We start from the raw sequence: 24531 nt of genomic DNA, 5'->3' as shown, positions 1-24531 counted from the left end.
TACATGCGCAGCATGCGCTCAAGCCCGATCGGCGGCCGCCCACCTTTGCCCTTGGGATAGTGCGGCTCGATCACCTCGCACAACTGCGCCCACGGCACGATCTCGTCCATCGTCTGCAGGAACACGTCGCGCTTCGTCGGCTTACGGTATTGCTCAAATCCGGCGGCTTGATCGGCGGCCATGGCAAGGGTCTGTTGCTTCATCTACCTTCAACGCACGAGCCCCCTCGGCGGTGGACCTTCTTCAGCGTTGCCTTAACTGCAATTCCAGCAGATCGATGAGCGTTGCCATGCTGCGCCGCACATCCTTAATTGCGCCGAACTGGGGAAAGTCCTAGCTGTCGGTGCAAATTCGTATCGGCGATCGACCGCAACGTATCAATGCGCGCAAGGGTCCTTCCTAGAATTTCGGCTGGGCGGCGGGCGACTCGCGGCCCCCATAACAAACCATTCCAAACGAGGAGATTGGCTCATGCAAGCGAAGCTCATCGCCGGCGCCACCGCACTCGGGCTGGCTGCCATGCTGCCGGCACATGCCACGGACCTGGTGATCGCTACCGTCAACAACGGTCAGATGATCCAGATGCAGAAACTCACCGGGGCCTTCGAGAAGGCGAACCCCGACATCCACGTGAAGTGGGTCACGCTGGAGGAGAACGTGCTGCGTCAGCGCGTCACCACCGACATCGCGACCAAGGGCGGTCAGTTCGACGTCATGACCATCGGCATGTACGAAGTGCCCATCTGGGCCAAGCTGGGCTGGCTCAAGCCCATCCAGCCCGACGCCAGCTACGACGAGGCCGACCTGCTTCCGGCGATCCGCTCGGGCCTGTCCTACAAGGGCACGCTGTACGCGGCGCCCTTCTACGGCGAGAGCTCGATGCTCATGTACCGCAAGGACCTGATGCAAAAGGCCGGCCTGAGCATGCCCGCCGACCCGACCTGGAAGCAGGTCCAGGGCTTCGCCGCGAAGATGAACGACCCCAAGGCCGGCGTGTATGGCATCTGCCTGCGCGGCAAGCCGGGCTGGGGCGAGAACATGGCCCTGCTCAGCACCATGGTCAACACCTTCGGCGGGCAGTGGTTCAACATGCAGTGGCAGCCGCAACTGCAGAGCACGCCGTGGAAGGACGCGGTGAGCTTCTACGTGAACCTGCTCAACAAGTACGGCCCCCCCGGCGCCGCGTCCAACGGCTTCAACGCCAACCTGTCGCTGTTCGACCAGGGCAAGTGCGCCATGTGGGTGGACGCCACCGTGGCAGCCGGCTTCGTCTCCGATCCCAAGCAGAGCAAGGTGTCCTCCGAGGTGGGCTTCGCCCAGGCCCCGGTGGCGGTCACCCCGAAGGGATCGCACTGGCTGTGGTCCTGGGCGCTGGCGGTTCCGGCCGACGTGGACGCCAAGCACGAGGCCGCGGCGCAGAAGTTCATCAACTGGGCCACGTCTCGCGCCTACGTGAAGCTGGTCGCCTCGCATGACGGATGGGGCCTGGTGCCCTCCGGCACCCGCGAGTCCACCTACGACAATCCCAAGTTCCAGGCCGCGGCGCCGTGGGCCAAGGACGAGCTGGCGGCCATCCGCAGCGCCGATCCGGACAGCCCCACGCTGCCCAAGAGCCCGTACGTGGGCATCCAGTTCGCCGCCATCCCCGAGTTCCAGGCCATCGGCACCCAGGTGGGCCAGGACATCAGCGCGGCGCTGACCGGGCGCATCAGCGTGGACAAGGCACTGGCCGAAGGCAACGCGGCCGCCACGCGCGAAATGAAGATGGGCGGCTACCTCAAGTAATCGCCAGGCTGCCCCGGGGCGGACCGCTCGCGGACCGCCCCGCCGGCCTTCTCCGGCCCGACCTCCCGAACGAGCTCACGATGAAACGCCTGGTTCCCCGCCTGCTGCTGGCGCCGGCGGTCGTCTCGCTGCTGGCCTGGATGCTGGTCCCGCTGGCGATGACCGTGTATTTCTCGCTGGTGCACTACAACCTGCTGATGCCGGGCCGGCATCTGTTCACGGGCCTGCAGAACTATCGCTACTTCATGAGCGATCCGGCCTTCGGTACTTCGCTGGTCAACACCCTGGAACTGCTGGGCTCGGTGATCGCCATCACCGTGGTGCTGGGCATCGCGCTGGCACAACTGGTGCACGAGCCCTTCCCCGGCCGGCCGGTGGTTCGCCTGATGCTCATCGCGCCCTTCTTCGTCATGCCCGCGGCCAGCGCGCTGCTGTGGAAATACATGATGATGAACCCGATCTACGGCGTGCTGGCGCAGATCAGCCTGGCCCTGGGGTTCAAGCCGGTGGACTGGCTGACCGAGCTGCCGCTGCTGTCGATCATCATCATCGTGTCCTGGGAATGGCTGCCTTTCGCCTTCCTCATTTTCATGACGGCGCTGCAGTCGCTGGACCAGGAGCAGATGGAGGCCGCGCGCATGGACGGCGCCAATGCGCTGCAGCGCTTCTGGTTCCTGACCTTCCCGCACCTCAAGCGCTCGATCTCCATGGTGGTGATGATCGAGCTGATCTTCCTCATCAGCGTGTTCGCCGAGATCTTCACCACCACCGGCGGCGGGCCCGGCAACGCCAGCTCCAACCTGGCCTACCTGATCTTCAAGCAGGCGCTGGTGAATTTCGACGTCGGCATGGCCTCCGCCGGCGCGCTGCTCGCGGTGGTGCTGGCCAACGTGGTCGCGCTGTTCGCGATCCGCGCCATCGGAAAGAACCTGGACTGAAGCACCATGGCACAGCGATTCCTGCCCACCGCCTTGCGCACCCTGGTCGCCTGGGTGCTCGGCCTGCTCGTGGCCTTCCCCCTGATCTGGATGGCGCTGACCGCGTTCAAGAGCGAGATGCAGGCCATCTCCATACCGCCGCAGATCCTGTTCAAGCCCACGCTGCACGCCTTCGCGGCCGTGCAGGCGCGCAGCGACTACCTGCTGTACGCGCGCAATTCCGCGATCACCGCCGGGCTGTCCACGCTGATCGGCCTGCTGATCGCCGCGCCGGCCTCGTACTCGATGGCCTTTTTCCGCACCCGGCGCACCCGCGACCTGCTGATGTGGATGCTGTCGACCAAGATGATGCCCGCGGTGGGCGCGCTGGTTCCCGTATACCTGATCGCGCGCTGGGCGCACGCGCTGGACTCGCTGAGCGCGCTGACCCTGCTGTTCATGCTGATGAACCTGCCGATCATGGTGTGGCTGCTGTACTCGAGCTTCAAGGAAATCCCCAACGAGATCCTGGAGGCGGTGCGCATGGACGGCGGCGGCACCTGGCACGAACTGCGCTACGTGGTGCTCCCGCTGAGCATCGGCGGCCTGTCCTCCACCGGGCTGCTGGCCCTGGTGATGAGCTGGAACGAATCCTTCTGGTCCATCAACCTGGCTTCGGCCAACGCGGGAACCCTGGCCACCATGATCGCCTCGTTCTCCAGCCCGGAGGGCCTGTTCTGGGCCAAGCTGTCGGCGGCTTCGCTGATGGCGGTCGCGCCCATCATCGTGCTGGGCTGGATGAGCCAGAAGCAACTGGTGTCGGGGCTGACCTTCGGCGCCGTGAAATGAATCCTTCCAAGGCTCCGGCGACGGGGCCGCGAGAACCCGGGCCCGGCCCGGAATCGTCTGGAGACGCGAGCATGTCCTATCTGCGACTCGAACACATCCGCAAGCAATTCGGCAGCCTGGATGCCATCAAGGGCATCGACCTGAGCATCGAGCAGGGAGAATTCGTGGTGTTCGTCGGCCCCTCGGGCTGCGGCAAGACCACGCTGCTGCGCCTGATCGCCGGCCTGGAGGAAATCGACCAGGGCGTGCTGAGCCTGGAGGGGCGCGACATCACTCACGTGCCCGCGGCGAAGCGCGACCTGGCGATGGTGTTCCAGTCCTACGCGCTGTACCCGCACATGAGCGTGTATGACAACATGTCCTTCGCGCTGCGCCTGGCGGGGGTCGACGCCGCCACCATCCGCGACAAGGTGCAGGCGGCCGCGCGCAAGCTCAACCTGGAGCCCTACCTGCAACGCCGCCCACGGGAACTCTCCGGCGGCCAGCGCCAGCGCGTGGCCATCGGCCGCGCCATCGTGCGCGCGCCCAAGGTGTTCCTGTTCGACGAACCGCTGTCCAACCTGGATGCCGCGCTGCGCGGGCAGACCCGGGTGGAGATCGCGCGCCTGCACCGGGAGCTGGGTGCCACCACCATCTACGTCACCCACGACCAGGTGGAGGCGATGACCCTGGCCGACCGCGTGGTGGTGCTGCGCGACGGGCGCCTGGAACAAAGCGGCCCGCCGCTGGACTTGTACGACCGTCCGGCGAACCGCTTCGTGGCCCAGTTCCTCGGCACGCCGGGCATGAACGTGGTGCCGCTGAGCGACTTCGCGGCCGGGCTGGACGCGCGCTTCGAGCGCGCCCCCGCCGGCGCGCTGCTGGGCGTGCGCCCCGAATGCGTGCAGGTGGGCGCGCCCGACGGGCTGCCCGCCCGCGTCGAGCTGCTCGAGTCCCTCGGCGCCGACACGTTGATCTACCTGAACGCGCAGGGCACGCAACTGGTGGCGCGGCAGTCCGAGCGCAGTTCCCTGCGTCCGGGGCAGGAAGTCGGCCTTCGCTTCGACGGAGCCGGGCTGCACTGCTTCGACCGCGACGGAAACACCCTGGCCGGCGCCGTGTGAGCGCCGGGAGAGCCCCCATGACCGAACCCCGTACCGCTTCCGGGACCCTGCCTGCCCCGACCCCGCCCTCCTGGACGCCGCCTTCCGGCACCCGCCTGATCCTGCACCTCGGACTCGGGGCCTTCCACCGCGCGCACCAGGCGGTGTACCTGCAGCGCCTGCGCGACGCGCAGGTCGGCGACTGGGTGCTCGCCGGAGGCAACATCCGCCCCGACGCGCAGGAGCTGATGCGCGCGCTGGGCTCGCAGCACGGCGCCTACACGCTGGAGACCGTCACGCCGTCCGGCGAGCACGCCTACCAGCGCATCGAATCCATCGCGCACGTGGTGCCCTGGAGCGAGCAGCTGGACGAACTGGTGGCGCTGGGCGCCGAGCCGGCCACCGCCGTCGTCTCCTTCACCGTGACCGAAGCCGGCTACTACCTGGACCAGCAGGGCCGCCTGGACAGCGCCAACCCGGAACTGCGCGCGGACCTGGACGGGCGCAGCCGGTGCACCATCTACGGCGCGGTGGCCGCCCTGTGCGCGCAGCGCATGCGCGCCGGCGGCGGCGCGCTGACCCTGCTGAACTGCGACAACCTGCGCCACAACGGCGACCGCTTCCGCGCCGGCCTGCTGGAATTCGTGCGGCTGCGCGGCGACGAGCCGCTGGCGGCCTGGCTGCAGGCGCACACCACCTGCCCCAACGCCATGGTCGACCGCATCACCCCGCGCCCGGGCCCCGGGCTGGCGCAGCGCGTGCTGGCCGCCACGGGGCGCGAGGACGCGGCCCCGGTGATGGCCGAGTCCTTCCTGCAGTGGGTGATCGAGGACCGTTTCGCGGGCGTGCGCCCGCCGCTGGAGCGCGTGGGCGTGCAACTGGTGGAGTCGGTGCAGCCCTACGAGGAAGCGAAGATCCGCGTGCTCAACGCCAGCCACAGCTGCATCGCCTGGGCCGGTTCCCTGCTGGGCTACGAGACCATCGACCAGGGCACCGCGAACCCTTCGATCCGTGCCATGGCGCACGCCTACGTCAGCGACTGCGTGATTCCCTGCCTGCGCCACCAGCAGGACCCCTACCCGGTCGACCTGGGCGCCTACCGGGATACCGTGCTGGACCGCTTCGGCAATGCCTTCCTGCGCGACACCAACCGCCGCGTGGCGATGGACGGCTATTCCAAGGTGCCGGGCTTCATCGCGCCCACGGTGCGCGAATGCCTGGAGCACGGCATCGATCCGCGCCCCGCCCTGGTGCTGCCGGCGCTGTTCCTCGAATTCCTGGGCGAATGGGCCGCCGGGCGCCTGCGCGACCCCTACGACGACCAGGCCATGGACGCGCCGCACGTGCGCGCCCTGCTGGCCGGCGCCGACGCTGCGCGCGCCTTCGCCTGCGAGCGTGCGTTGTGGGGCAGCGCCGCCGGCGATCCGCGCCTGGTCGCCGCCTTCGAGCAAGCCCTGCGCCAGGTGCGCGCGTGGCGCGCCACCCAGTGATCCGCAAGCCCCACGGCCCCGACAGCCCCGAAAGTCCCGCAGGAGAGCGCATGTCCATGTCCTCAGCCCCCGCCGCCGCGCCGGCCACCGACGCGGTTCCCACCCCGCTGCCCGGACCCTACGCCCGGCTGCACCAGCGCCATGCGCTGCTCACCGGGGCCGGCGGCGGCATCGGGCTGGCCGTGGCCCGCGCCTATCTCGAACAGGGCGCGCGCTGCACCGTGGTCGACCTCGCCCCGCGCGCGCCCGAGGCGGTGCAGGCCCTGCTGGACGCCGGGCTGCCGCTGCGCTACCGCGCGGCCGACGTGCGCGACCCGCGGGCGATGGCCGCGCTGGTCGACGAGGCCGAGGCCGAGTTCAGCGCGCTGGACGTGCTGTTCAACAATGCCGCGATCTTCGACATGGGGCCGCTGCTCGAATCCGACGAGGCGAGCTACCAGCGCCTGTTCGACGTCAACGTCAAGGGCATGTTCTTCACCATGCAGGCGGTCCTGCGCGCCATGTGCCGCTCCGGGCACGCGGGCGCGGTGATCAACATGGCCTCGCAGGCCGGGCGTCGCGGCGAGGCGCTGGTGGCGCACTATTGCGCGACCAAGGCCGCGGTGATCAGCTACACCCAGTCGGCCGCGCTGGCCATGGCCCCGCACGGCATCCGGGTCAATGCGATTTCCCCCGGTGTGGTGGACACGCCGATGTGGGATCATGTGGACTCGCTGTTCGCGCGCTACGAGCATTTGCGCCCCGGGGAGAAGAAGATCGCCGTGGGGCGCGCGGTGCCGCTGGGGCGCATGGGCCGCCCGGACGACCTGTGCGGGGCCGCCGTGTTCCTGGCCAGCGACGAATCCCGCTACGTCACCGCGCAGACCCTGAACGTGGACGGCGGCAACGTGATGAGCTGAAGGCCCCGCGGGGGCGAAGGACGATCTGCGAGAGCCGCGATGGACGCATTCCGGCACAGACCCGAACTCGAGCACGATGGCGCGCGCAGCGCGAGCCTGGGCTACGAGGAGCCCGGCTCCTACGGCTGCGTGCGCTACCTGGAGCACGGCTACCCCAACCCGCTGGTGCGCTGGCACTACCACGAGGAATACGAGCTGCACCTGATCCTCGGCAGCAGCGGGCGGGTGTTCGTGGGCGACTACATCGGCCAGTTCGAGCCCGGCCACCTGGTGCTCACCGGCCCCCGCCTGCCCCACAACTGGATCTCCCTGGACACGCCGCCGGGCGGCCTGCCCGAGCGCGACATCCTGCTGCAGTTCCCCGACGCCCCGATGCGCCAGGCGGCCGAGGCGCTGCCCGAGTTCGCCGAGGTGCTGCAGCTGCTGGAGCGCGCGCGCCACGGCATCGAGTTCTTCGGCATCAGCGAACAGGCCGAGCAGGCCATCCGGCAGGTGCACGCGACCCGCGGCATCGAACGCTTCGCGGTGTTCGTCGAGCTGCTGCAACGGCTGACCCGCTGCGCCGACTATCGGCTGCTGTCCTCGGTGCAACTGCAGAGCCTGGACGACGCCAAGGCGCAGGCGCGGATCGCCCGCATCATCGACTACCTGACCGAGCACAGCGCGGCCAACCTGTCGATGGCGCGGATCGCCCGGCTCGAAGGCATGTCCGAGAGCGCCTTCTCGCGCTTTTTCCAGCGCGCCACGGGCAATACCTTCACCGACTTCGTCAACCGCCTGCGCGTGCACAAGGCCTGCCAGCTGCTGATGGAGACCGACGCCTACGTGGCCAACGTGTGCTTCGACGTCGGCTTCAACAACGTGGCGCATTTCAACCGCCAGTTCCTGCGCATCAAGGGCGTCACGCCCAGCCAGTTCCGGCAGCAGGCCAGCACCTGTTTCGCGCGGCGCTGACGCGATGCCCGGCGCCGACCTGTTCCTGGGCATCGACCTGGGAACCTCCGAACTCAAGACCGTGCTGATCGACGAGCACGGCGGGGTCGTGCGCAGCGCTTCGGCCGCGCTGGCCCTGCACCATGCGCAACCCGGCTGGTCGGAACAGCATCCGCGCGACTGGTGGACGGCCTGCGTCGACTGCCTGGACCGGCTGTGCGCCGAGGGCTTCGGCGCTCGCGTCGCCGGCATCGGGCTGTCGGGGCAGATGCACGGCGCCGTGCTGCTGGACGCCGCGCGCGAACCGATCCGCCCCGCCATGCTGTGGAACGACACCCGCAGCGAGGCGCAATGCCGCAGCCTGCGCGCGAACCTGCGGGACTTCGAAGGCGTGGCCGGCAACCTGGCCATGCCCGGTTTCACCGCGCCCAAGCTGCTGTGGCTGCGCGAGCATGCGCCGCGCGACTTCGAGCGCGTCGACCTGGTGCTGCTGCCCAAGGACTACCTGCGCCTGTGCCTGAGCGGGCAAGCCGCCACCGATGCCAGCGACGCCTCGGGCACCTTGTGGCTGGACATCGCGCGGCGCGACTGGTCGCCCGCGCTGCTGCAGGCCGGGCACATGCGGCGCGAGCAGATGCCGCCGGTGCTGGAGGCCTGCGCCGCCGCCGGCACGCTGCGCGCGGAACTGGCCCGGCGCTGGTCGATCCCCGCCGGGGTGCCGATCGCCGCGGGCGCCGGAGACAACGCCGCCGCGGCCATCGGCACCGGCGCTGTCGCGCCCGGCGAGGGCTTCGTGTCCCTGGGGACTTCGGGCGTGGTGTTCGTCTCGGCCGACCGCTACGAGCCCGATCCGGCGAGTGCCCTGCACAGCTTCTGCCACGCACTGCCGGGCACCTGGCACCAGATGTCGGTGATGTTGTCCGCGGCCGAATGCCTGCGCTGGGTCACACGCCTGAGCGGACAGCCCGACGAGGCGCATGCGCTGGCCGCGGCCGCGCGCCTGGACGCCGGGCAGCGCGCCGGCGCGCCGCTGTTCCTGCCCTACCTCGGGGGCGAGCGCACCCCGCACAACGATGCGCGCGCGCGGGCCCTGTTCCACGGCCTGGGCCATGAGCACGATGCGGCGGCGCTGGCCTGGGCGGTGATCGAGGGCGTGAGCTTCGGCCTGCGCGACGGCCTGGCATGCATGCCGGCCTCGCTGCGCGCGCGCGTGCGCATGCTGGACCTGGTCGGCGGCGGCGCGCGCAGCGAGCTGTGGGCCCAGCTGCTGGCCGACGTGCTGGAAATCCCACTGCGCGTGCGCGCCGACGCCGCCGGAGGCGCCGCGGTGGGGGCGGCGCGCCTGGGAGCTCTGGCGGCCGGACGCCCGCTGGAGCAGGTGCTGCGGGCGCCGCCGGCGGCGCAGCGCGTGTTCGAACCCGCAGCCGCCACGCGCGAGCTCCTGCGCGAGCGCCACGCGCGCTTTCGCGCGCTGTACGCGGCCTGCCGCTGAACCGGCGCACGCGCCGCTCGCGCGTGCCGGCCGCGGCTCCCTCAAGAACAAGGCCGCCCCGAAGGGCGGCCCTGGCTTGCCGGTGCGTCCGCGCCGATCAGAACTGCTTGACCAGTTCCTCGCGCTTGGCCTCGTACTCCTGCTTGGTGATGAGCCCACGCTGGTAGGCGTCCTTCAGCACGGCCAGGCGGTGCTCGATGCCTTCCGGACTGTTGGGCGCCGGCTGGGCGGCCTGCGGCATGGGCTGCTGCATGGGTTGCTGCATCGGCTGCGCGGGGGCGGGCACCAGCGCGCCGGGCGCGGCGGCCGGCTGTTGCAGCAGCGAGGACGGCGCCGTCGGCTGCGGCACCGCGCCGGGGTTCAGCGGCAGGCGGATCCAGTCGGCCTTCACGTTGACGGCTTCGGGGCAGGACAACTGCACCTTGCCGGCCTGGGTGCGCGAGCCGTAGGTGAAGGTGGGCATCTGCAGGGTGCCGCGGTACTGGTCGTAGAAGTCGTCGCGCGCGTCATGCACGATCAGGTTGAAAAAACCGTCGCGCACGAACACCCGCGCGGTGACCGCGGTCGGCCCGACCAGGAAGCCCCTGCCGCGGCGCGACGCGCTGGAGAACACGATGTCCTGGTCCGGCCTGGCGTTGGCGAAGGCCTCGACCAGCGCGGGCGCGAGGCTGCGTGCCTCGTCGCGGGCGAACAGGTGTTCCTGGCCCTGCGACGTGGTGAAGTGGATCTGCTCCAGCCACTTGGCGAGCGCGTCACGGTCGAGCTTGAGCGGCTGGGAATTCGGCTCCGCGCCGGCCTCCTCGGGCACGATGCGCACGAAGGAGAAGTGGCTGATCTGCCACGTGGTCTGCCCGCTGGGGGCGCCTTCGCTGGCATGCGCGCTGCCCAGCAGTCCGTCGAAGATCCCGGCCTGCGCCGGCTGCTGCGCGAGCACTGCGGCCGCGCCCAGAGTGGCCAAGGCCACGAGGTGATGCGCGCGGGCTTTGAACGTCATGGTGAATGTCTCCTGGAGGTCGTCGATGCGCGCCGACTGACGTGGCGCGTCCCACTCGATGCTAGCAGTCCGCGGGCCATCCTGGAGACGCGATGGCGTGGCTTGGAAAGACTGGAAACAAAAGGAAAAAAGGCCGGCATGGATCATCGCGAACATGCCGGCCCAAGAGCCAACCAGATCATCGAACCCAACCCTGGAAAACGATTCGACGCATCTCCACGCTCTCGTCAAAAAACACAACTCTGGCGGGAATCCGGCGTCGTCCCCACGCCGCCGGATTCCGGTACTGCCTTGCGAAGCCCTTAGAACCAGGCCTCGACCTGCAAGCCGATGCTGTTGCCGCTGGTGGAGCCGGCGGCACCGGTGGTGCTGTAGCCCGGCAGGCCGTTGTCGCCGTTGTAGGCGGTGTTGGCCGGATCCAGCGCGGCGGCGGCGTTCCACGAGGCGTGCGTGTAGTACAGGCGGATTTCAGGCCGCGAGTAGTACTTGTACGCATCGGGCACGACGCTCAGGCCGATGGTCTCGAGGTTGAGGGTCTCGGTCGAGTTGCCGTCCGGCTTCTTGGTCATGTGGCCGAACTGGCCGATCACCCGCAGGTTGCCGGTGAGCGCGTAGGTGAAGCGTGCGCCCAGCGAGGTGTTGGTATAGGCCACCAACCCGTTGGCATAGGCCAGGGTGTTGTTGTTGCTGCCGGCGTCGTGATGGCCGTAGACCAGGTCGCCCTGTCCGCCGAAGCGGCCGGCCTGCCAGTCCACGGCATCGGCGATGCGCCACGCCGCGGCGCTGCTGGGCGAGGTGTCGGAGCCGAAGTTCTGCGCCAGCGAGGCCGAGCCGCGGGCGTACTGCAGCCACAGCACGTTGCCGCCGCCGATCTGCGGCAGCTTCTGGTTGTGCTGGAAGCTGATGGCGCTGCCGCTGGTGCCGCCCACCGCGTTGCTCTTGGTCAGCGTGCCGGTGATGCGCAGCGTGCCGCCCTGGTTGACCGGGATGGACATCACGTCGACGTTGAAGCGGCGGCCCGACTTGGTCGACAGGTCATTGCCGCCGTCACCGAAGCCGGCGTAGGAATCCGAGCCGAAGTAGGCCAGGCCCACGGTGGCGCCGCTGTTGCCCAGCGCGATGTGATCCGCACCGCCGCCCACACCGTCCATGCGCACGAAGAAGTGGTCGAGCATGTCGATGTTGGCGCGACCGTAGAAGCGCTTGCCGGCCCAGAAGTGCACTTCGGGGGCGAAGTCCACGCCGCTGACCGAACCGTACATCTGCTCGAAGCTCGAGCTCGATGTGCCGATGTCCGTGCCCGGGCTGTATTCGTTGATCATGACTTCGTTGTGGTACTTGGCCGTACCCACGGAGCCGTAGTCGTTGAAGCCGAACTCACCGTAGAAGTTGCACTCGTTGCCCAGACGGTAGTGCCCGGCGTCGACCCCCGGCAGGTTGTAGCACTGACGCGCCGGCCCGCCGTTGGAGCTGTTGCTCGTGGTGCCGGGACCCGCGCGGAAGTAGCCGTTGAAGCCGAAGGTGTCCGCATGCGCGGGCAGGCTCATGCCGAAGGCCGCGGCCATGGCAGCGCCCATCGCGGTGAGTTGAAGTCTCCTCAGGGATTGCATTGTGTTGTCTCCTATGCCAGAGAGTTGTCGGCGAGTTTTGAGCGACGCAGCGGGGCCCCTTCGCACCCCTGCACCGCGCGTGGATCCGGTTCCGGCCCTTGAGATCGGGCTTCGTTGCCGGATGGAGACAATGTAGCAATACTACGCAACACGCCTGCTCGTGTTTTCCCTAAGAGCAACAATTACAATTTGAAATAGTCGGATTTTCCCCTAGATTTCAGCGGTTTTTCGCGGATCAAGCCGCAGTTTCGCCGGGGATTCGGGAGGGGGGATGTTGTTATGATGATACTTAACTACAGGTTTTCACATCCCCGACTGTTGCATCATGGCCTCTGCTCCGGGCCCCTGCATCCGGTACTTCGCGCCAGCTTCCGATGAACATTGCCCTGATCGCCCACGACGCCAAGAAAGACACCATGATCCGCCTGGCGCGCGAACACGCCGCGCTGCTCGCCGCCCACCGCCTGGTCGCCACCGGCACCACCGGCTCGCGTCTGCACGAGCAGGTCGGACTGGACGTGGAGTGCCTGCGCAGCGGCCCGCTGGGCGGAGACCTGCAGATCGGCGCGCGCCTCGCGCAGGGCGAGATCGACATGGTGATCTTCCTGCGCGACCCGATGACGGCGCAGCCCCACGAGCCCGACATCACCGCCCTGTTGCGCGCCTGCGACGTGCACGACGTGGCCTGCGCCACCAACGAAGCCAGCGCGCGGCGCCTGCTGCTCAGCCTGCGCGTCACCGATGCCGCCTGAGAGCCGCGCCCCGGGCCTTGCGGCGGGCGCGTCGCGCGCGCTCCCCCGATGAGCCTGGCCGCCGCCATCGCGCAGACCAGCGCGCCGCTGTTCCTGCTCATCGCCGCCGGCTGGCTGGCGGTACGCGCCGGCTACCTGGGCGGCGCGAGCCTGGACGGCCTGGCCGCCTTCGTGCTGCGCGTGTGCCTGCCGGCACTCATCTTCTCGGCGGTGTCGGAATTCCCCCTGCACGACCTGCTCGACGCGCGCTACCTGGCGGCCTACGCGCTGGGCTCGCTGGGCATGTTCGGGCTGGTCCTGCTGTTCGCCCGGCGCTTGCGCGACCTGCCGCGCGGCGACGCAGCGGTGCTGGCCCTGGGCGTTTCCTGCTCCAACAGCGCCTTCATGGGCTTCCCCATCCTGCATCAGCTGCTCGGGCCGATCGCCTCGCTGGCGCTCGCACTCACCGTGGTGGTCGAGAACAGCCTGATGCTGCCCCTGTGCCTGAGCCTCGCCCAACCCAAGAGGCAAGGGGAGCAGCCGGCGGGCAGCCGCTGGCGCCTGCTGCTCGGGACCTTGCGCGCGCTGGGGCGCAACCAGGTGCTGGCGGCCATCGCGCTGGCCTTGCTGCTGCAGGCGCTGCGCCTGCAGACCCCGCGGCCCGTGCACGATGCGATCGGCCTGCTGGCGCACGCTTCGGCGCCCGCCGCGCTGTTCTTCCTGGGAGGCTCGCTGGCAGGCACGGCCTTGCGGCGCAGCCTGGTGCCGGCCGGGGCGATCGGCCTGGCCAAGCTGTTCGGTCACCCCCTGCTGGTGCTGCTGGCCATGCTGTGCCTGCGTCCCCAGCCGAACGGGCTGGCCGCCGCCGGAGTGCTGATGGCGGCGATGCCCATGCTGAGTTCCTATCCGGTGATCGGCCGTCTGCGCGGCCTGCACGGTCTGTGCTCGGCCACGGTGCTGCTGGCCACCGCGGCGGCTTTCGCCACGCTCATCGTCTGGGTCGCGCTGCTGCAGCAGGCTGGACTGCTGCACCTGTTGCGCTGACCATGCCCCGGCCCGCCGGGGTTGGGTTCAGAGCGCCACGTCGGGCCGGCCGGCGCGCGGTCGCGCACGCAGCGCGAAGCGCACGCGCATGCCCAGGATGCCCAGCGCCAGGGCCAGCGTGACCACATTGGCGAGGATCACCGGCAGCGAGCCCAGGTAGATGCCGTAGAGCACCCACAGTGCCACACCGGTGCAGAACATGGCGTAGGCCCACAGCGAGATGCCGCCCACGTCGCGGGTGCGGAAGGTACGAACGGCCTGCGGAACGAACGACAGCGTGGTCAGGCTGGCAGCCACGGTGCCGATGAATACAGACAACTCGATGCGCATGTCGACCGACCGCGCGCGTGCGCGGCAAGACGTGGGAATATCAGGGATTCTACGGATCTGCCTGGCTTTTCGGCGAAGCGCAAGTGAGGGTGTCGCGCGCCGGATACATCGCCCGCCGGAGCCCATTCCGCGACCGCCGGCCGGGCGCGGATCGCAGTCGGCGCAGGGCCGCCCCAAGCCGACTGCGCCCCCTCGGGGGGCAGCGAGCGCAGCGAGCGTGGGGGCCCCCCTTACACCGCCTGGTCCGTGGCGGGCGCGCGCCACAGGTCCACCCCGCCTTCCTGGGCGTGGCGGTCGATCTCGGCCAGTTCCTCGGGCGAGAAATCCAGGTTGCGCAAGGCGGCGACGTTCTCCACGATCTGCTCGGCGCGGCTGGCCCCGATCAGCGTGGACGTGACGCGCGGATCGCGCAACACCCAGGCCAGCGCCATCTGCGCCAGCGACTGCCCGCGACGGCGGGCGATGGCATCGAGCGCGCGCACGCGCTCGATGTTCTCGGCGCTCAGGTGCTCCGGGCGCAGCGAGGCGCCGCCCGGGCGGTGGATGCGCGCGTCACGCGGCGCGCCTTCCAGGTACTTGCCCGTGAGCAGGCCCTGCGCCAGCGCGGTGAAGGTGATGCAGCCGGCTCCCGCCTGCTCCAGGGTTCCGAGCAGTTCCGGCTCGATCCAGCGGTTGAGCAGGTTGTAGGACGGCTGGTGGATCAGCAACGGCACCTTGTGCTCGGCCAGCAGCGCGGCCATCTTGCGCGTGGACGCCGGGGAGTAGGAGGAGATCCCCACGTATAGCGCGCGCCCGCTGTGCACCGCCGTGGCCAGGGCGCCGGCGGTTTCCTCCAGCGGCGTGTGGGCGTCGAAGCGGTGGGAATAGAAAATGTCCACGTAGTCCAGCCCCATGCGCGCCAGGCTCTGGTCGAGGCTGGCCAGCACGTACTTGCGCGAGCCCCCGCCCTGGCCGTAGGGGCCCGGCCACATGTCCCAGCCGGCCTTGGTGGAAATGATCAGCTCGTCGCGGTAGGGACGGAAGTCGCGGCGCAGCAGCTCGCCGAAATTCGACTCGGCGCTGCCGTAGGGCGGGCCGTAGTTGTTGGCCAGGTCGAAGTGGGTGATGCCCAGGTCGAAGGCCGTGCGCAGCATCTCGCGCTGGTTTTGCAGCGACGAGGAGTCGCCGAAGTTGTGCCAGAGGCCCAGCGACAGCAGCGGCAGCTGCAGTCCGCTGCGCCCGCAACGGCGCATGGGCATGCGCCCGTCGTAGCGTTGCGGGTCGGCCTGGTAGTTGGGGAATTGCGTGGTCATCGGTACGGTGGATCTCGAAACGGAACGCGGGCTTCAGCGTAGCGCCTTCAGGAAAAGTTCGGGGCTGGGCATGAACTCGGCGTACAGCGGCAGCAGCGCGGCACCGAGCGCGCGCGCGTCGGCACCCACCGCGCCGGCGTGGATGCGCGGGCGCACCACCCCCTGCCAGTCGTAGGCGTCCATGGCCTGCGGCAGGCGCTGCAGCAGCGCATCGCGCAAGTCCGCGCTGAAGCAGCCGTCCATGATCACGTGGTCGATGTCGAGCAGGCAGCTGACGTTGTGGATGGCCAGCGCGATGGCGAAGGCTGCCGAATCCATCCAGCGCAGCGTGTGCTCGCGCCACGGCGCGGCCAGCGCGCGCTGGTCGCGCCAGGCCAGCGGCTCCAGCCCGGCTTCCCGGTAGGCGGCTTGCAACTGGTGCAGCGACGCCACGCCCAGCAGTTGCTCGGGCCGCTCGCGCTGCCCGGGCAGGGCCAGGCGCACCGGCAGCGAACCCACCGCGCCGGCATTGCCGTGCAGGCCCACGTGCAGCTGGTTGTTGAGCACCAGCCCGCCGCCGATGAAGGTATCCATGAACAGGTACAGGAAGTCGCGGGTATCGTGCCCGCGGCCCACCACCAGCTCGGCCACGCAGGCGGCGCTGGTGTCCTTGATGAACCGCACCGGCATGCCGAACATCTGCTCGATGCGCGCGCGGATGTCGATGGCCTGCCAGGCGCGCGCCTGCGACTCGAAGCCCAGCAGGCCCTGCCAGGCTTCCAGCGACAGCGGCGCGGCCACGCCGATGCCGCACAGCAACTGGGATTGCGCGGGCCCCAGATCCTCGAGCAGGCTGGAGACCATCTCCTCGATGCGCGCGAACAGGGTCTGCGGGTCGGGGAAGGCGTACTCGACGTTCAGGCGCCGCCGCACCTTGGCGCAGAAGTCGACCAGCAGAACCTCGGCGTTGCGCCGGCCGATGGTCAGCCCGATGGCGTAGGCGCCGTCGGGGTTGAGCGCCATGGGCACCGAGGGCTGGCCGACGCGTCCACGCACCCTGCCCTGCTTGAGCACCAGCCCGTCGGCCTCCAGGCGGCCGATGATCTGCTGCACGGTCTGCGCGGTCAGGTGGGTCCTGCGCGCGATCTCCGCCTTCGAGCAACTGCCCTGCACGCGGATGGCCTGCAGCACCACCCGCTCGTTGAACTGGCGCATGCCGACGTGGTTCGAGCCGCGCGCCCAGGCCCGCGTGCGCGCAGGCGCCTCGTCGCCCGGCGGCGCCTCGTCTCCCCGCGGCTCGTCGCTCGAGGATTCCATCCTCATGCCTGCTGCGCGAGGATCACGCCCTTCTTGAACAGGAAATTGCCGAAAGGCTGCGCCTCGGAGGTCTGCACCACGGCCCAGGCGTGCCGCACCCGCTCGTAGAAGGCGAAGCGCTCCATGGCCTGGCAGGAACGCGCCGGCACCCCGCCCACGCGCACCAGCGAGTCGATCACCCGCGCCTGCAGCGCCGAGGGCTGGCCCTCGGGCATGCCGGCATGCTGCATGAACGCGGCCGGGCTGGCGTCGCCGGCGTCCAGCGGCAACAGCGACAGCACCGCGTCGCAGGCGGCCACGAGGCCGGCGCCCGCCAGGCGCAGCACGCGGCCGTGCGCCGCCGCCAGCGATGCCGCGGTGAAGTTGGCGTCGACCACGGCGATCTCGTCGCCGTGGCCCATCTCGGCCAGCACCTTGAGCAACTCGGGGGTCAGCAGGGGATCGATGTTCTTCAGCATGGCAGGGATGGGCTCAGGCCAGGCATTCGGCCGGAAGTTGCTCGGGTTGCATGGCGCCGGTCATCACCGCGACGGTCTCGCTCATGCCGATGTGCCTGGGGTCGACCACCGCGGCGCGGCGGCCCAGGCGCTGGATGTGGATGCGGTCGGCGATCTCGAACACATGCGGCATGTTATGGCTGATGATGATCACCGGCAGGCCGCGCTCGCGCACATTGCGGATCAGCTCCAGCACCATGTTGCCCTCCTTGACGCCCAGCGCGGCGGTGGGCTCGTCCATGATCACCACGTGGCGCGCGAAGGCGGCGCTGCGCGCCACCGCCACGCCCTGGCGCTGGCCGCCCGACAGGGTCTCGACCGGCTGGCTCAGCGAGCGCAGCCCGATCTTCAGCTTGGCCATGTGCGACTGCGCCTCGGCCAGCATGCGCCGCTTGTCGATCAGGCGCAGCCAGCGGCCCAGGGGACCCGGACGCAGCATCTCCCGCCCGAGGAACAGGTTCTCGGCGATGGTCATGGCCGGCGCCACCGCGAGGTCCTGGTAGACGGTCTCGATGCCCTGCCGGCGCGCGTCCAGGGGCGAGCGAAAGCGCACCGGCGCGCCGTCGAGGAAGATCTCTCCTTCGTCGGGAATGATGGCGCCCGACAGCGCCTTGATCAACGAGGACTTGCCGGCGCCGTTGTCGCCGATGACCGCGAGGATCTCGCCCTCGCGCAGCTCGAAGTCCGCGCCCTGCAGCGCGGTGACCTGGCCGTAGCGCTTGGTCAGCCCCCGCGCCTCCAGCACCGGGCGCGCCGCGGCGCCGGTCCCTGCCGCTTCCTGGATCATGGAAGTCTCCTGCATGCGTGCGTTCATGATCTCACCCGTTCCTGTGCACGATCTGGTCGGTGGCCACCGCGAGCAGCACCAGGATCCCGGTGATCAGCATCTGGTAGACCGATTCCACGCCCATCAGGGTCAGTCCGTTGCGGAACACGCCGACGATCAGCGCACCCACCAGGGTGCCCAGGATCGGCCCTCGGCCGCCGAACAGGCTGGTGCCGCCCAGCACCACCGCGGTGATGGCCGCCAGGTTGTCGACCTGCCCGGCCTGCGGATCGCCCACGCCGGTGCGCGCCAGCGACAGCAGCGCTGCGATGCCGTAGAGCGCCCCCGCCGTGGTGTACACGCCGAGCAGCACGCGGTGCACGGAAATGCCGCTCAGGCGCGCCGCCTCCGGGCTGTTGCCCACCGCGTACACATGGCGCCCCGGCGCGGTCTCGCGCAGCGCCAGCCAGGCCAGCAGGTACAGCGCCAGCATGATCAGCGAGCCCCACAGCACGGGCGCGCCGGCCACCATCAGCGGGTTGCCCAGCGCGGTGATCGGGCCCGGCAATCCGGTGATGGTCTGCGCGCCCGAATAGATCTGGGTGGCGGCGAAGGCGATGTTCAAGGTGCCCAGCGTGACGATGAACGAGGGCAGGCGCGCCTTGGTCACCAGCAGCCCGTTGGCCAGGCCCATGCCGGCGGCCAGCGCCACGCCGGCCAGCACCGCCAGGTAGGGGTTCCAGCCCAGCGTGACGGCGAGCTTGGCGATGACCACGTTGGACAGCGCCATGATCGCGCCGCAGCTCAGGTCGATGCCGGCGGTCAGGATGATCAGGGTCTGCCCGATGGCCATGGTGCCGACCACCATCACCTGCTGCAGGATCAGCGCGAAGTTCTGCAGATGCAGGAAACGGTCGCTCTGGGTGGAGAAGAAGGCGCAGGCCAGCACCAGGGCGGCCAGCGGGCCCAGGCTGGCCCAGTTCAGGCGCAGCCGCGCGGGCTGGGGAATCGAGAGGGCGTTCACGGCGGTGGTCTCCGCACGGCGCGCAGGCGGCGCCGGATGATGGATCGGGTCGGCCTGGCCCCGGGGCCGGGTTGCCCCCGGCCCCGGGCCAGCCAGCTCAGCGGTTGCCCCAGCACATGCGCATGCCGAACTTGGTGCCGTGACTGGCCACGCCGGCGATGGGCTTGTCGGTGATCAGGTTCACGCCGGTGTTGTGGTAGCCCGAGACCATCTTGCCGGTCTTGGCGTAGGCCACGCCGGCCTCGACCCCGAGCGCGGCCATTTTCAGCGGGTACTGCTGCGCGGTCGCGGTGATGATGCCCTGCGCGACCTGCTCGACGCCCTTGCAGCCGCCGTCGATGGCCACGATGGCCACGTCCTTCTCGCGCCCGGCCTGCTTGAGCGCCTGGTAGGCGCCCGCGGCCGCCGGTTCGTTGATGGCGTAGACCAGGTTGATGTTCGGGTTCTTCTGCAGGCAGTTCTGCATCGCCGTCTGGCCCTTGGCCTGGTCGCCGTCGCTGTCGGCCATGCAGACGATGTCGGAATCCTTGGACAGCTCGTTGCTGCTGGCCGCCGCCGCCGGCAGCCCGAAGCCCTTCATGAAACCGTTGTGGCGCTGCGCGCCCACCGGGCTGCCGGGGAACAGGTCGAGGGTGGCGATGACCGGCTTCTTGCCCTTCATCACCTTGGCCGCGTAGGCGCCGATGAGTTCACCGGCCTGGTAGTTGTCGGTGGCGTACAGCGCGTTGACCGCGCTGGCGGGCTCGGTCGGGCTGTCCAGCGCGATGACCATCACGCCCTGCTTGCGCACCTTCTCGATGGTCGGGACGATGGCCTTGGAATCCCCCGGGGTGATCAGGATGGTCTTGGCCCCGGCTGCGCTCATGTTCTCCAGCGCCGTCACCTGGCTGGAGTTGTCGCCGTCGAAGCGCCCGGAGCCGGTGATCAGCTTGGCGCCGAGCTTGGCGGCCTCCTGCTTCGCGCCCTTCTGCATGGTCACGAAGTAGGGATTGGTGTCGGTCTTGGTGATCAGGCCGATCACCGGCTCGGCGGCCTGGCTGGCGCCGGCGGCGCCGGCGAGTACCGCGACCAGCGCGGCAAGGCGGAATTTCATGGTTCGTCTCCTCGTGCTCAGGGCTTATGGAATGGCGTGCCGAGAATGCCGGCACTGGCGTCGCTGCTCCCGGACACGCTCGTGGCCGCATCCGGGAACGGCGCCATTGTTGCCCCCCGCATTAAATAAATCAATGCGATGTACAAATGGAAAACCCGCACGGGACAAACCCGAATGTCATGCCCTCCTGGCGGTCTCCCCGGCCTGCGCGTCGAGCCCGAGTTGCTCGCGGCCCAGCGGGCTGAGCATGTCCGCTCCGGCGCGCCCCACGAAGTCGGTCTCGAAGTCGTCGGCCGGGAAATCCGGCGGGCTGCGTCCCTCGAGGAAGGCCGGCAGCTGGCGCCGCAGGTACTCGTCGTTCTTGGCGCAGCCCGGCGTGGCGGCGATGTACATGACGTTGCTGTAGCCGGTTCCGCGGTGCGCGTCCTCCACCGCGTGGATCAGGTCGCAGTGCCAGAACACCGCGTCGCCCGGCTCCATCAGCGGAATCGACGACAGCGCGTCGAACAGCGGCGCGTGCCAGCGCGGGGCGATGGACAGCGCGCGCCCGGGCAGCGCGCCGCACAGGTCGTCGTCGGCCACGTCGTCCTGCAGCGCGCGCATCAGGATGTAGGCCATGGAATTGGCGATGGGCACCAGCTGCAGCGTGCCGTCGCCGGGGCCCTGGCGGGTCAGCGCGGTCCAGCCCTGGAAGGTGCGGAACATGGAACACACCGCCGGCGACGCCACCTCGCGCACCTCCGGGCGCCACGCGGCGTCGAAGGGGTCGTAGCGCTGCCAGCTCCCGTCGAACACGTGGCGGTAGACCCTGCGGAAGTTGTCGTCGATCCAGCGCTCCACCGAGCCGCCGTCGCAATGCGGCGACAGCCCGAGGGAATCCGAGCCCGGCGGGCGCCGGCGCAGCCGGTCGGCGTAGGCCGGCACGCGCTCGGGGTCGAAATGCTGGCGGCCCTCGCTGTGGCTGCGCCACAGGCGGTTGAGGAACACGCGGGTGGCGCCGAGCTCGGGCGACTGGCGCGCAAGCACCTGCGGGCGCGACCAGTACACGCCGTAGATCTGCGGCTTGCTCGACGCCAGCTGGCCGAAATACTTGTCCTCGGCGCGGTGGGCCAGGCGCGCGTCGAGGTCGTTGCGCTGGACGTAGTCGGCGATCTCGGAGTCCCAGGCCCGGGCCCGCGCCGGCTCGAACACGCGCCGGATCACGCAGGCGCCGCGCCTGCGCACCAGCTGGGCCTGCGCCTCGCTCACCCGGCCTTCGGCGATGTCGGCGTAGGCGATCTCGGGAATCACCGGCAGGCCGCGGCCGCGCAGCTCGGCGATCTCCGCCGCCTGCGCGCGCATGTCGGCTTCGAGCTGCGCGTACACCCGGGCGTAGTCGGGAAGCTGCTCGCGCAGACGCGCCTTGACGGCGCGGATGGTTGCGGGGAGGTCATCGATCTGCAGTGCGGCCATGCTCGTCTCCAGGAATTGGAATGTGTGTTCCGGCGATGGGCGCAGCATAGGTTCGCGAAGCCCGGCCAAGTGATAGGATCCCGCCATTGTTGCTGCGGATTCCGCCATGAAGCCCGCTTATGAGCATGTGGATTTCGGCGCGCATGGCTCGGTGCGCATCTACCACCGGCGCCTGCCTCGCATTCCCTTCGAGTGGCACCACCACCCCGAGTACGAACTCACGCTGACCCTCAACAGCCACGGCAAGCGCTACATCGGGGATTCGGTGGCCGAGTACGGCGCCGACGACCTGGTGCTGGTTCCGCCGGATCTCGCGCACACCTGGGCCTCCAACCGCTCCGCCGATGCGGCCCAGCCGCAGGTGGCGATCGTGGTGTGGTTCGACGGCGCCTGGGCGCGGCGCCTGGCCGACTGCTGCCCCGAGTACGAGCCCCTGCATCGCCTGCTGCGCCGCGGCACCTGCGGCCTGTGCTTTCCCGCGGCGCAAGCGCAGGCCATGCGCGAGCAACTGCCCGAACTGCTCGCGGCCGAGCCGCGCCGTCGCCTGGCGGCTACCCTCGATCTGCTGTGCCGCCTGGCCGATGCCCCGGCGCAGGCGCTGGCCTCGCCCGCCGCCTTCGCCGGCCCCGCCGGGGCCGCCGGCGCCGCCACGGGGCACGAACCCGAGCGCATCAACCGCGTGCTGGCGCTGATGGAATCGCGCCTGGCCGAGCCGCTGCGCCTGGCCGACCTCTGCGCGGCCGCGCACTGGTCCCCGCGCAGCCTGCAGCGCTACTTCCTGCAACACCTGGGGGAAAGCGTGGTGCAGCACCTCACGCGCCTGCGCATCGGCCGCGCCTGCCGCCTGCTGGCCGACACGCGCCTGCCGGTGTCCGAGGTGGCCGCGCGCTGCGGCTTCGGCAACCTCGCGCATTTCAATCGCCAGTTCAAGGCCGCGCGCCAGACCACGCCCAGCGCCTACCGGCGCCAGTTCGCCCAGGGCCCGGGCCCCGAAGCCGCGGCCCCGCCGCGCGACGCCGGGCGACTCGACCGGCGCCCTCCTTCGCTGCGCCGCGCCGCACGCCGCCGCGCCATCCCCGCACCCGCGGGGGATTGAGCCGGCGGCGAGCGCCAGCCGCGCGGCCCAGGCTCCTAGGGATACCTCGGAGTTGCCGGATGCGGTTTATTTGTAGGATGAATGTCATTCCTCCCACGAATTCCGTGCGCACCTACCCGCCATGTCGTCATCCCCGCCGAAGAAGCGACGTTCCCAGGCCTGGTTCGAGGGCCGCAGCAAGGACAACTTCATCCACCGCAGCTGGATGAAAAGCGAGGGCCTGCCCGACGACAGCTTCGACGGCCGCCCGGTGATCGGCATCTGCAACACCTGGAGCGACCTGACCCCCTGCAACCACCACTTCCGGGATCTGGCCGAGCGGGTACGCCACGGGGTGCTGCAGGCCGGCGGGCTGCCGCTGGAATTCCCGGTCAGCTCGCTGGGCGAGACCCTGATGCGCCCGACGGCCATGCTGTTCCGCAACCTGGCCAGCATGGACGTGGAGGAAGCCATCCGCGCCCACCCGCTGGACGGCGTGGTGCTGCTGGCCGGCTGCGACAAGACCACCCCGGCCACGCTGATGGGCGCGGCCAGCGTGAACCTGCCGACCATCGTGGTCTCGGGGGGCGCCATGCTCAACGGGCGTTTCCGCGGCCAGGCCATCGGCTCGGGCACCCACGTGTGGAAATTCGCCGAGGCGGTCGCCGCCGGCACCATGAGCGAGCAGGAGTTCATGCAGGCCGAGCGCTGCATGTCCCGCTCCAGCGGCGTGTGCATGACCATGGGCACGGCCTCGACCATGGCCTGCCTGGTCGAGGCCATGGGCATCGCCCTGCCCGGCAACGCGGCGATTCCCGCCGTCGACGCGCGGCGCGCCGACCTGGCTCAGCGCGCCGGGCGGCGCATCGTCGAATTGGTGCGCGAGGACCTTCGGCCCTCCCAGGTGCTGACCCGCGAAGCCTTCGAGAACGCCATCCGCGTGTGCGGCGCCATCGGCGGCTCGACCAACGCGGTGATCCACCTGCTGGCCATCGCCGGACGCGTGGGCGTGCCGCTGAGCCTGGACGACTGGGACCGCCTCGGGCGCGACGTGCCGACCATCGTCGACCTGATGCCTTCGGGGCGTTTCCTGATGGAGGACTTCTACTACGCCGGAGGCCTGCCGGTGGTGCTGCGGCGCCTGCTCGAGGCCGGGCTGCTGCACGGCCGCGCGCCCAGCGTCGCCGGCGGCGTGCTGGCCGACCACGTGATGCAGGCCCAGTGCGACGACGATCAGGTGATCCGCCCGCTGTCCGATCCGCTGGTCGACCAGGGGGGCCTCGCGGTGCTGCGCGGCAACCTGGCGCCCGACGGCGCGGTGCTCAAGCCTTCCGCCGCCACGCCCGGCCTGCTGCGCCACACCGGGCGGGCGGTGGTGTTCGAGTCGATCGAGGACTACAAGGCACGCATCGCCGACCCCGAGCTGGACGTGGACGCCGGCTCGGTGCTGGTGCTGAAGAACTGCGGCCCGCGCGGCTACCCCGGCATGGCCGAGGTGGGCAACATGGGCCTGCCGCCCAAGCTGCTGCGCCAGGGCGTGACCGACATGGTGCGCATTTCCGACGCGCGCATGAGCGGCACCGCCTTCGGCACCGTGGTGCTGCACACCGCGCCGGAGGCCGCCGCCGGCGGACCGCTGGCGCTGGTGCGCGACGGCGACCTGATCGAGCTCGACGTCGGCGCGCGGCGCCTGCAGCTGCTCGTGGAGGAGGCCGAGCTGCAGCGCAGGCGCGCCGCCTGGAGCCCGCCGCCGCTGCCCGACTCGGGCTACGTGCGCCTGTACGTGCGCCATGTGCAGCAGGCCGACCTGGGCGCCGACCTGGACTTTCTCACCGGCTGCCGCGGCGACGCGGTGCCCCGCGAATCCCACTGATCGCGCC

At 70.0% G+C, this 24531-nt stretch carries 22 protein-coding genes and 1 pseudogene; 12 read left to right on the top strand and 11 right to left on the bottom strand.

Translation table 11 applies throughout. The features are described from left to right. Window positions 1–182: pseudogene (locus tag D466_RS0114285) on the bottom strand (IS5/IS1182 family transposase); the annotation flags it as partial. A 289-nt stretch (window positions 183–471) separates the two neighbouring features. On the opposite strand from D466_RS0114285, the gene D466_RS0114280 reads away from it, so the two are divergent. The 8 genes from D466_RS0114280 to xylB all read left to right on the top strand — a co-directional run bounded on the left by D466_RS0114280 (window position 472) and on the right by xylB (window position 9447). Continuing rightward, window positions 472–1785, top strand: a complete 1314-nt coding sequence (locus D466_RS0114280; RefSeq protein WP_018914389.1) for a sugar ABC transporter substrate-binding protein — start codon at window positions 472–474, stop codon at window positions 1783–1785. 80 nt (window positions 1786–1865) lie between these two features. Then, complete coding sequence (locus D466_RS0114275; protein WP_018914388.1) at window positions 1866–2723, top strand: carbohydrate ABC transporter permease; 858 nt, start codon at window positions 1866–1868, stop codon at window positions 2721–2723. 6 nt (window positions 2724–2729) lie between these two features. After that, complete coding sequence (locus tag D466_RS0114270; RefSeq protein ID WP_018914387.1) at window positions 2730–3551, top strand: carbohydrate ABC transporter permease; 822 nt, start codon at window positions 2730–2732, stop codon at window positions 3549–3551. 71 nt (window positions 3552–3622) lie between these two features. After that, window positions 3623–4654 (top strand): ABC transporter ATP-binding protein, encoded by a 1032-nt coding sequence (locus D466_RS0114265; protein WP_018914386.1) that lies wholly within the window; start codon window positions 3623–3625, stop codon window positions 4652–4654. Between the two features lie 17 nt (window positions 4655–4671). Beyond that, window positions 4672–6123 (top strand): D-arabinitol 4-dehydrogenase, encoded by a 1452-nt coding sequence (gene dalD, locus D466_RS0114260; RefSeq protein ID WP_018914385.1) that lies wholly within the window; start codon window positions 4672–4674, stop codon window positions 6121–6123. A 50-nt stretch (window positions 6124–6173) separates the two neighbouring features. Beyond that, window positions 6174–7022, top strand: coding sequence for an L-iditol 2-dehydrogenase (locus D466_RS0114255; protein ID WP_018914384.1), 849 nt, complete (start codon window positions 6174–6176; stop codon window positions 7020–7022). Between the two features lie 39 nt (window positions 7023–7061). Further along, window positions 7062–7976 (top strand): AraC family transcriptional regulator, encoded by a 915-nt coding sequence (locus D466_RS0114250; RefSeq protein ID WP_018914383.1) that lies wholly within the window; start codon window positions 7062–7064, stop codon window positions 7974–7976. A gap of 4 nt (window positions 7977–7980) precedes the next feature. Then, window positions 7981–9447, top strand: coding sequence for a xylulokinase (xylB, locus tag D466_RS0114245; protein ID WP_018914382.1), 1467 nt, complete (start codon window positions 7981–7983; stop codon window positions 9445–9447). Between the two features lie 97 nt (window positions 9448–9544). On the opposite strand, the gene D466_RS0114240 is transcribed toward xylB, so the two are convergent. Continuing rightward, entirely contained in the window at window positions 9545–10441 is an 897-nt protein-coding gene (locus D466_RS0114240; protein WP_018914381.1) for an SHOCT domain-containing protein, read from the bottom strand. 302 nt (window positions 10442–10743) lie between these two features. Next, window positions 10744–12051 carry a carbohydrate porin gene (locus D466_RS0114235; RefSeq protein WP_081629965.1) on the bottom strand — a complete coding sequence of 436 codons (1308 nt, stop codon included), beginning with the start codon at window positions 12049–12051 and terminating at the stop codon, window positions 10744–10746. Window positions 12052–12425: 374 nt separating this feature from the next. Here D466_RS0114235 and D466_RS0114230 point away from each other — a divergent pair, with 374 nt between their 5' ends. Together D466_RS0114230 and D466_RS0114225 are read left to right on the top strand one after the other, a co-directional pair. Further along, window positions 12426–12803, top strand: coding sequence for a methylglyoxal synthase (locus D466_RS0114230; RefSeq protein ID WP_018914379.1), 378 nt, complete (start codon window positions 12426–12428; stop codon window positions 12801–12803). A gap of 48 nt (window positions 12804–12851) precedes the next feature. After that, window positions 12852–13826: an AEC family transporter gene (locus D466_RS0114225; RefSeq protein ID WP_018914378.1), complete on the top strand. Its 975-nt coding sequence runs from the start codon at window positions 12852–12854 to the stop codon at window positions 13824–13826. Window positions 13827–13853: 27 nt separating this feature from the next. Here D466_RS0114225 and D466_RS21855 read toward each other — a convergent pair whose 3' ends face one another. The 8 genes from D466_RS21855 to D466_RS0114185 all read right to left on the bottom strand — a co-directional run bounded on the left by D466_RS21855 (window position 13854) and on the right by D466_RS0114185 (window position 21576). Then, a complete protein-coding gene (locus tag D466_RS21855; RefSeq protein WP_018914377.1) occupies window positions 13854–14156 on the bottom strand; it encodes a SemiSWEET transporter in 303 nt (100 codons plus the stop codon). A gap of 230 nt (window positions 14157–14386) precedes the next feature. Continuing rightward, a complete protein-coding gene (gene mgrA, locus D466_RS0114215) occupies window positions 14387–15448 on the bottom strand; it encodes an L-glyceraldehyde 3-phosphate reductase (protein ID WP_018914376.1) in 1062 nt (353 codons plus the stop codon). Between the two features lie 33 nt (window positions 15449–15481). Beyond that, on the bottom strand, window positions 15482–16744 hold the full coding sequence (locus tag D466_RS0114210; protein ID WP_018914375.1) for an ROK family transcriptional regulator: 1263 nt from the start codon (window positions 16742–16744) through the stop codon (window positions 15482–15484). Between the two features lie 2 nt (window positions 16745–16746). Beyond that, a complete protein-coding gene (locus D466_RS0114205; RefSeq protein ID WP_018914374.1) occupies window positions 16747–17202 on the bottom strand; it encodes an RbsD/FucU family protein in 456 nt (151 codons plus the stop codon). A gap of 13 nt (window positions 17203–17215) precedes the next feature. Next, entirely contained in the window at window positions 17216–18028 is an 813-nt protein-coding gene (locus tag D466_RS0114200) for an ATP-binding cassette domain-containing protein (protein ID WP_038166348.1), read from the bottom strand. A gap of 31 nt (window positions 18029–18059) precedes the next feature. Beyond that, window positions 18060–19031, bottom strand: coding sequence for an ABC transporter permease (locus tag D466_RS0114195; protein WP_018914372.1), 972 nt, complete (start codon window positions 19029–19031; stop codon window positions 18060–18062). Window positions 19032–19128: 97 nt separating this feature from the next. After that, a complete protein-coding gene (locus D466_RS0114190; RefSeq protein ID WP_018914371.1) occupies window positions 19129–20124 on the bottom strand; it encodes a sugar ABC transporter substrate-binding protein in 996 nt (331 codons plus the stop codon). Between the two features lie 177 nt (window positions 20125–20301). After that, window positions 20302–21576 (bottom strand): DUF1479 domain-containing protein, encoded by a 1275-nt coding sequence (locus D466_RS0114185; protein ID WP_018914370.1) that lies wholly within the window; start codon window positions 21574–21576, stop codon window positions 20302–20304. Between the two features lie 106 nt (window positions 21577–21682). Here D466_RS0114185 and D466_RS0114180 point away from each other — a divergent pair, with 106 nt between their 5' ends. Further along, window positions 21683–22672: a helix-turn-helix domain-containing protein gene (locus D466_RS0114180; protein WP_018914369.1), complete on the top strand. Its 990-nt coding sequence runs from the start codon at window positions 21683–21685 to the stop codon at window positions 22670–22672. Between the two features lie 121 nt (window positions 22673–22793). Then, entirely contained in the window at window positions 22794–24524 is a 1731-nt protein-coding gene (locus D466_RS0114175) for an IlvD/Edd family dehydratase (protein ID WP_018914368.1), read from the top strand. The last annotated feature ends 7 nt before the right edge of the window (window positions 24525–24531 follow it).

It is taken from the genome of Thiomonas sp. FB-6 (assembly GCF_000377645.1).
Taxonomy (GTDB): Bacteria; Pseudomonadota; Gammaproteobacteria; order Burkholderiales; family Burkholderiaceae_C; genus Thiomonas_A.
This window is presented reverse-complemented; position numbering and strand designations above follow the sequence as displayed.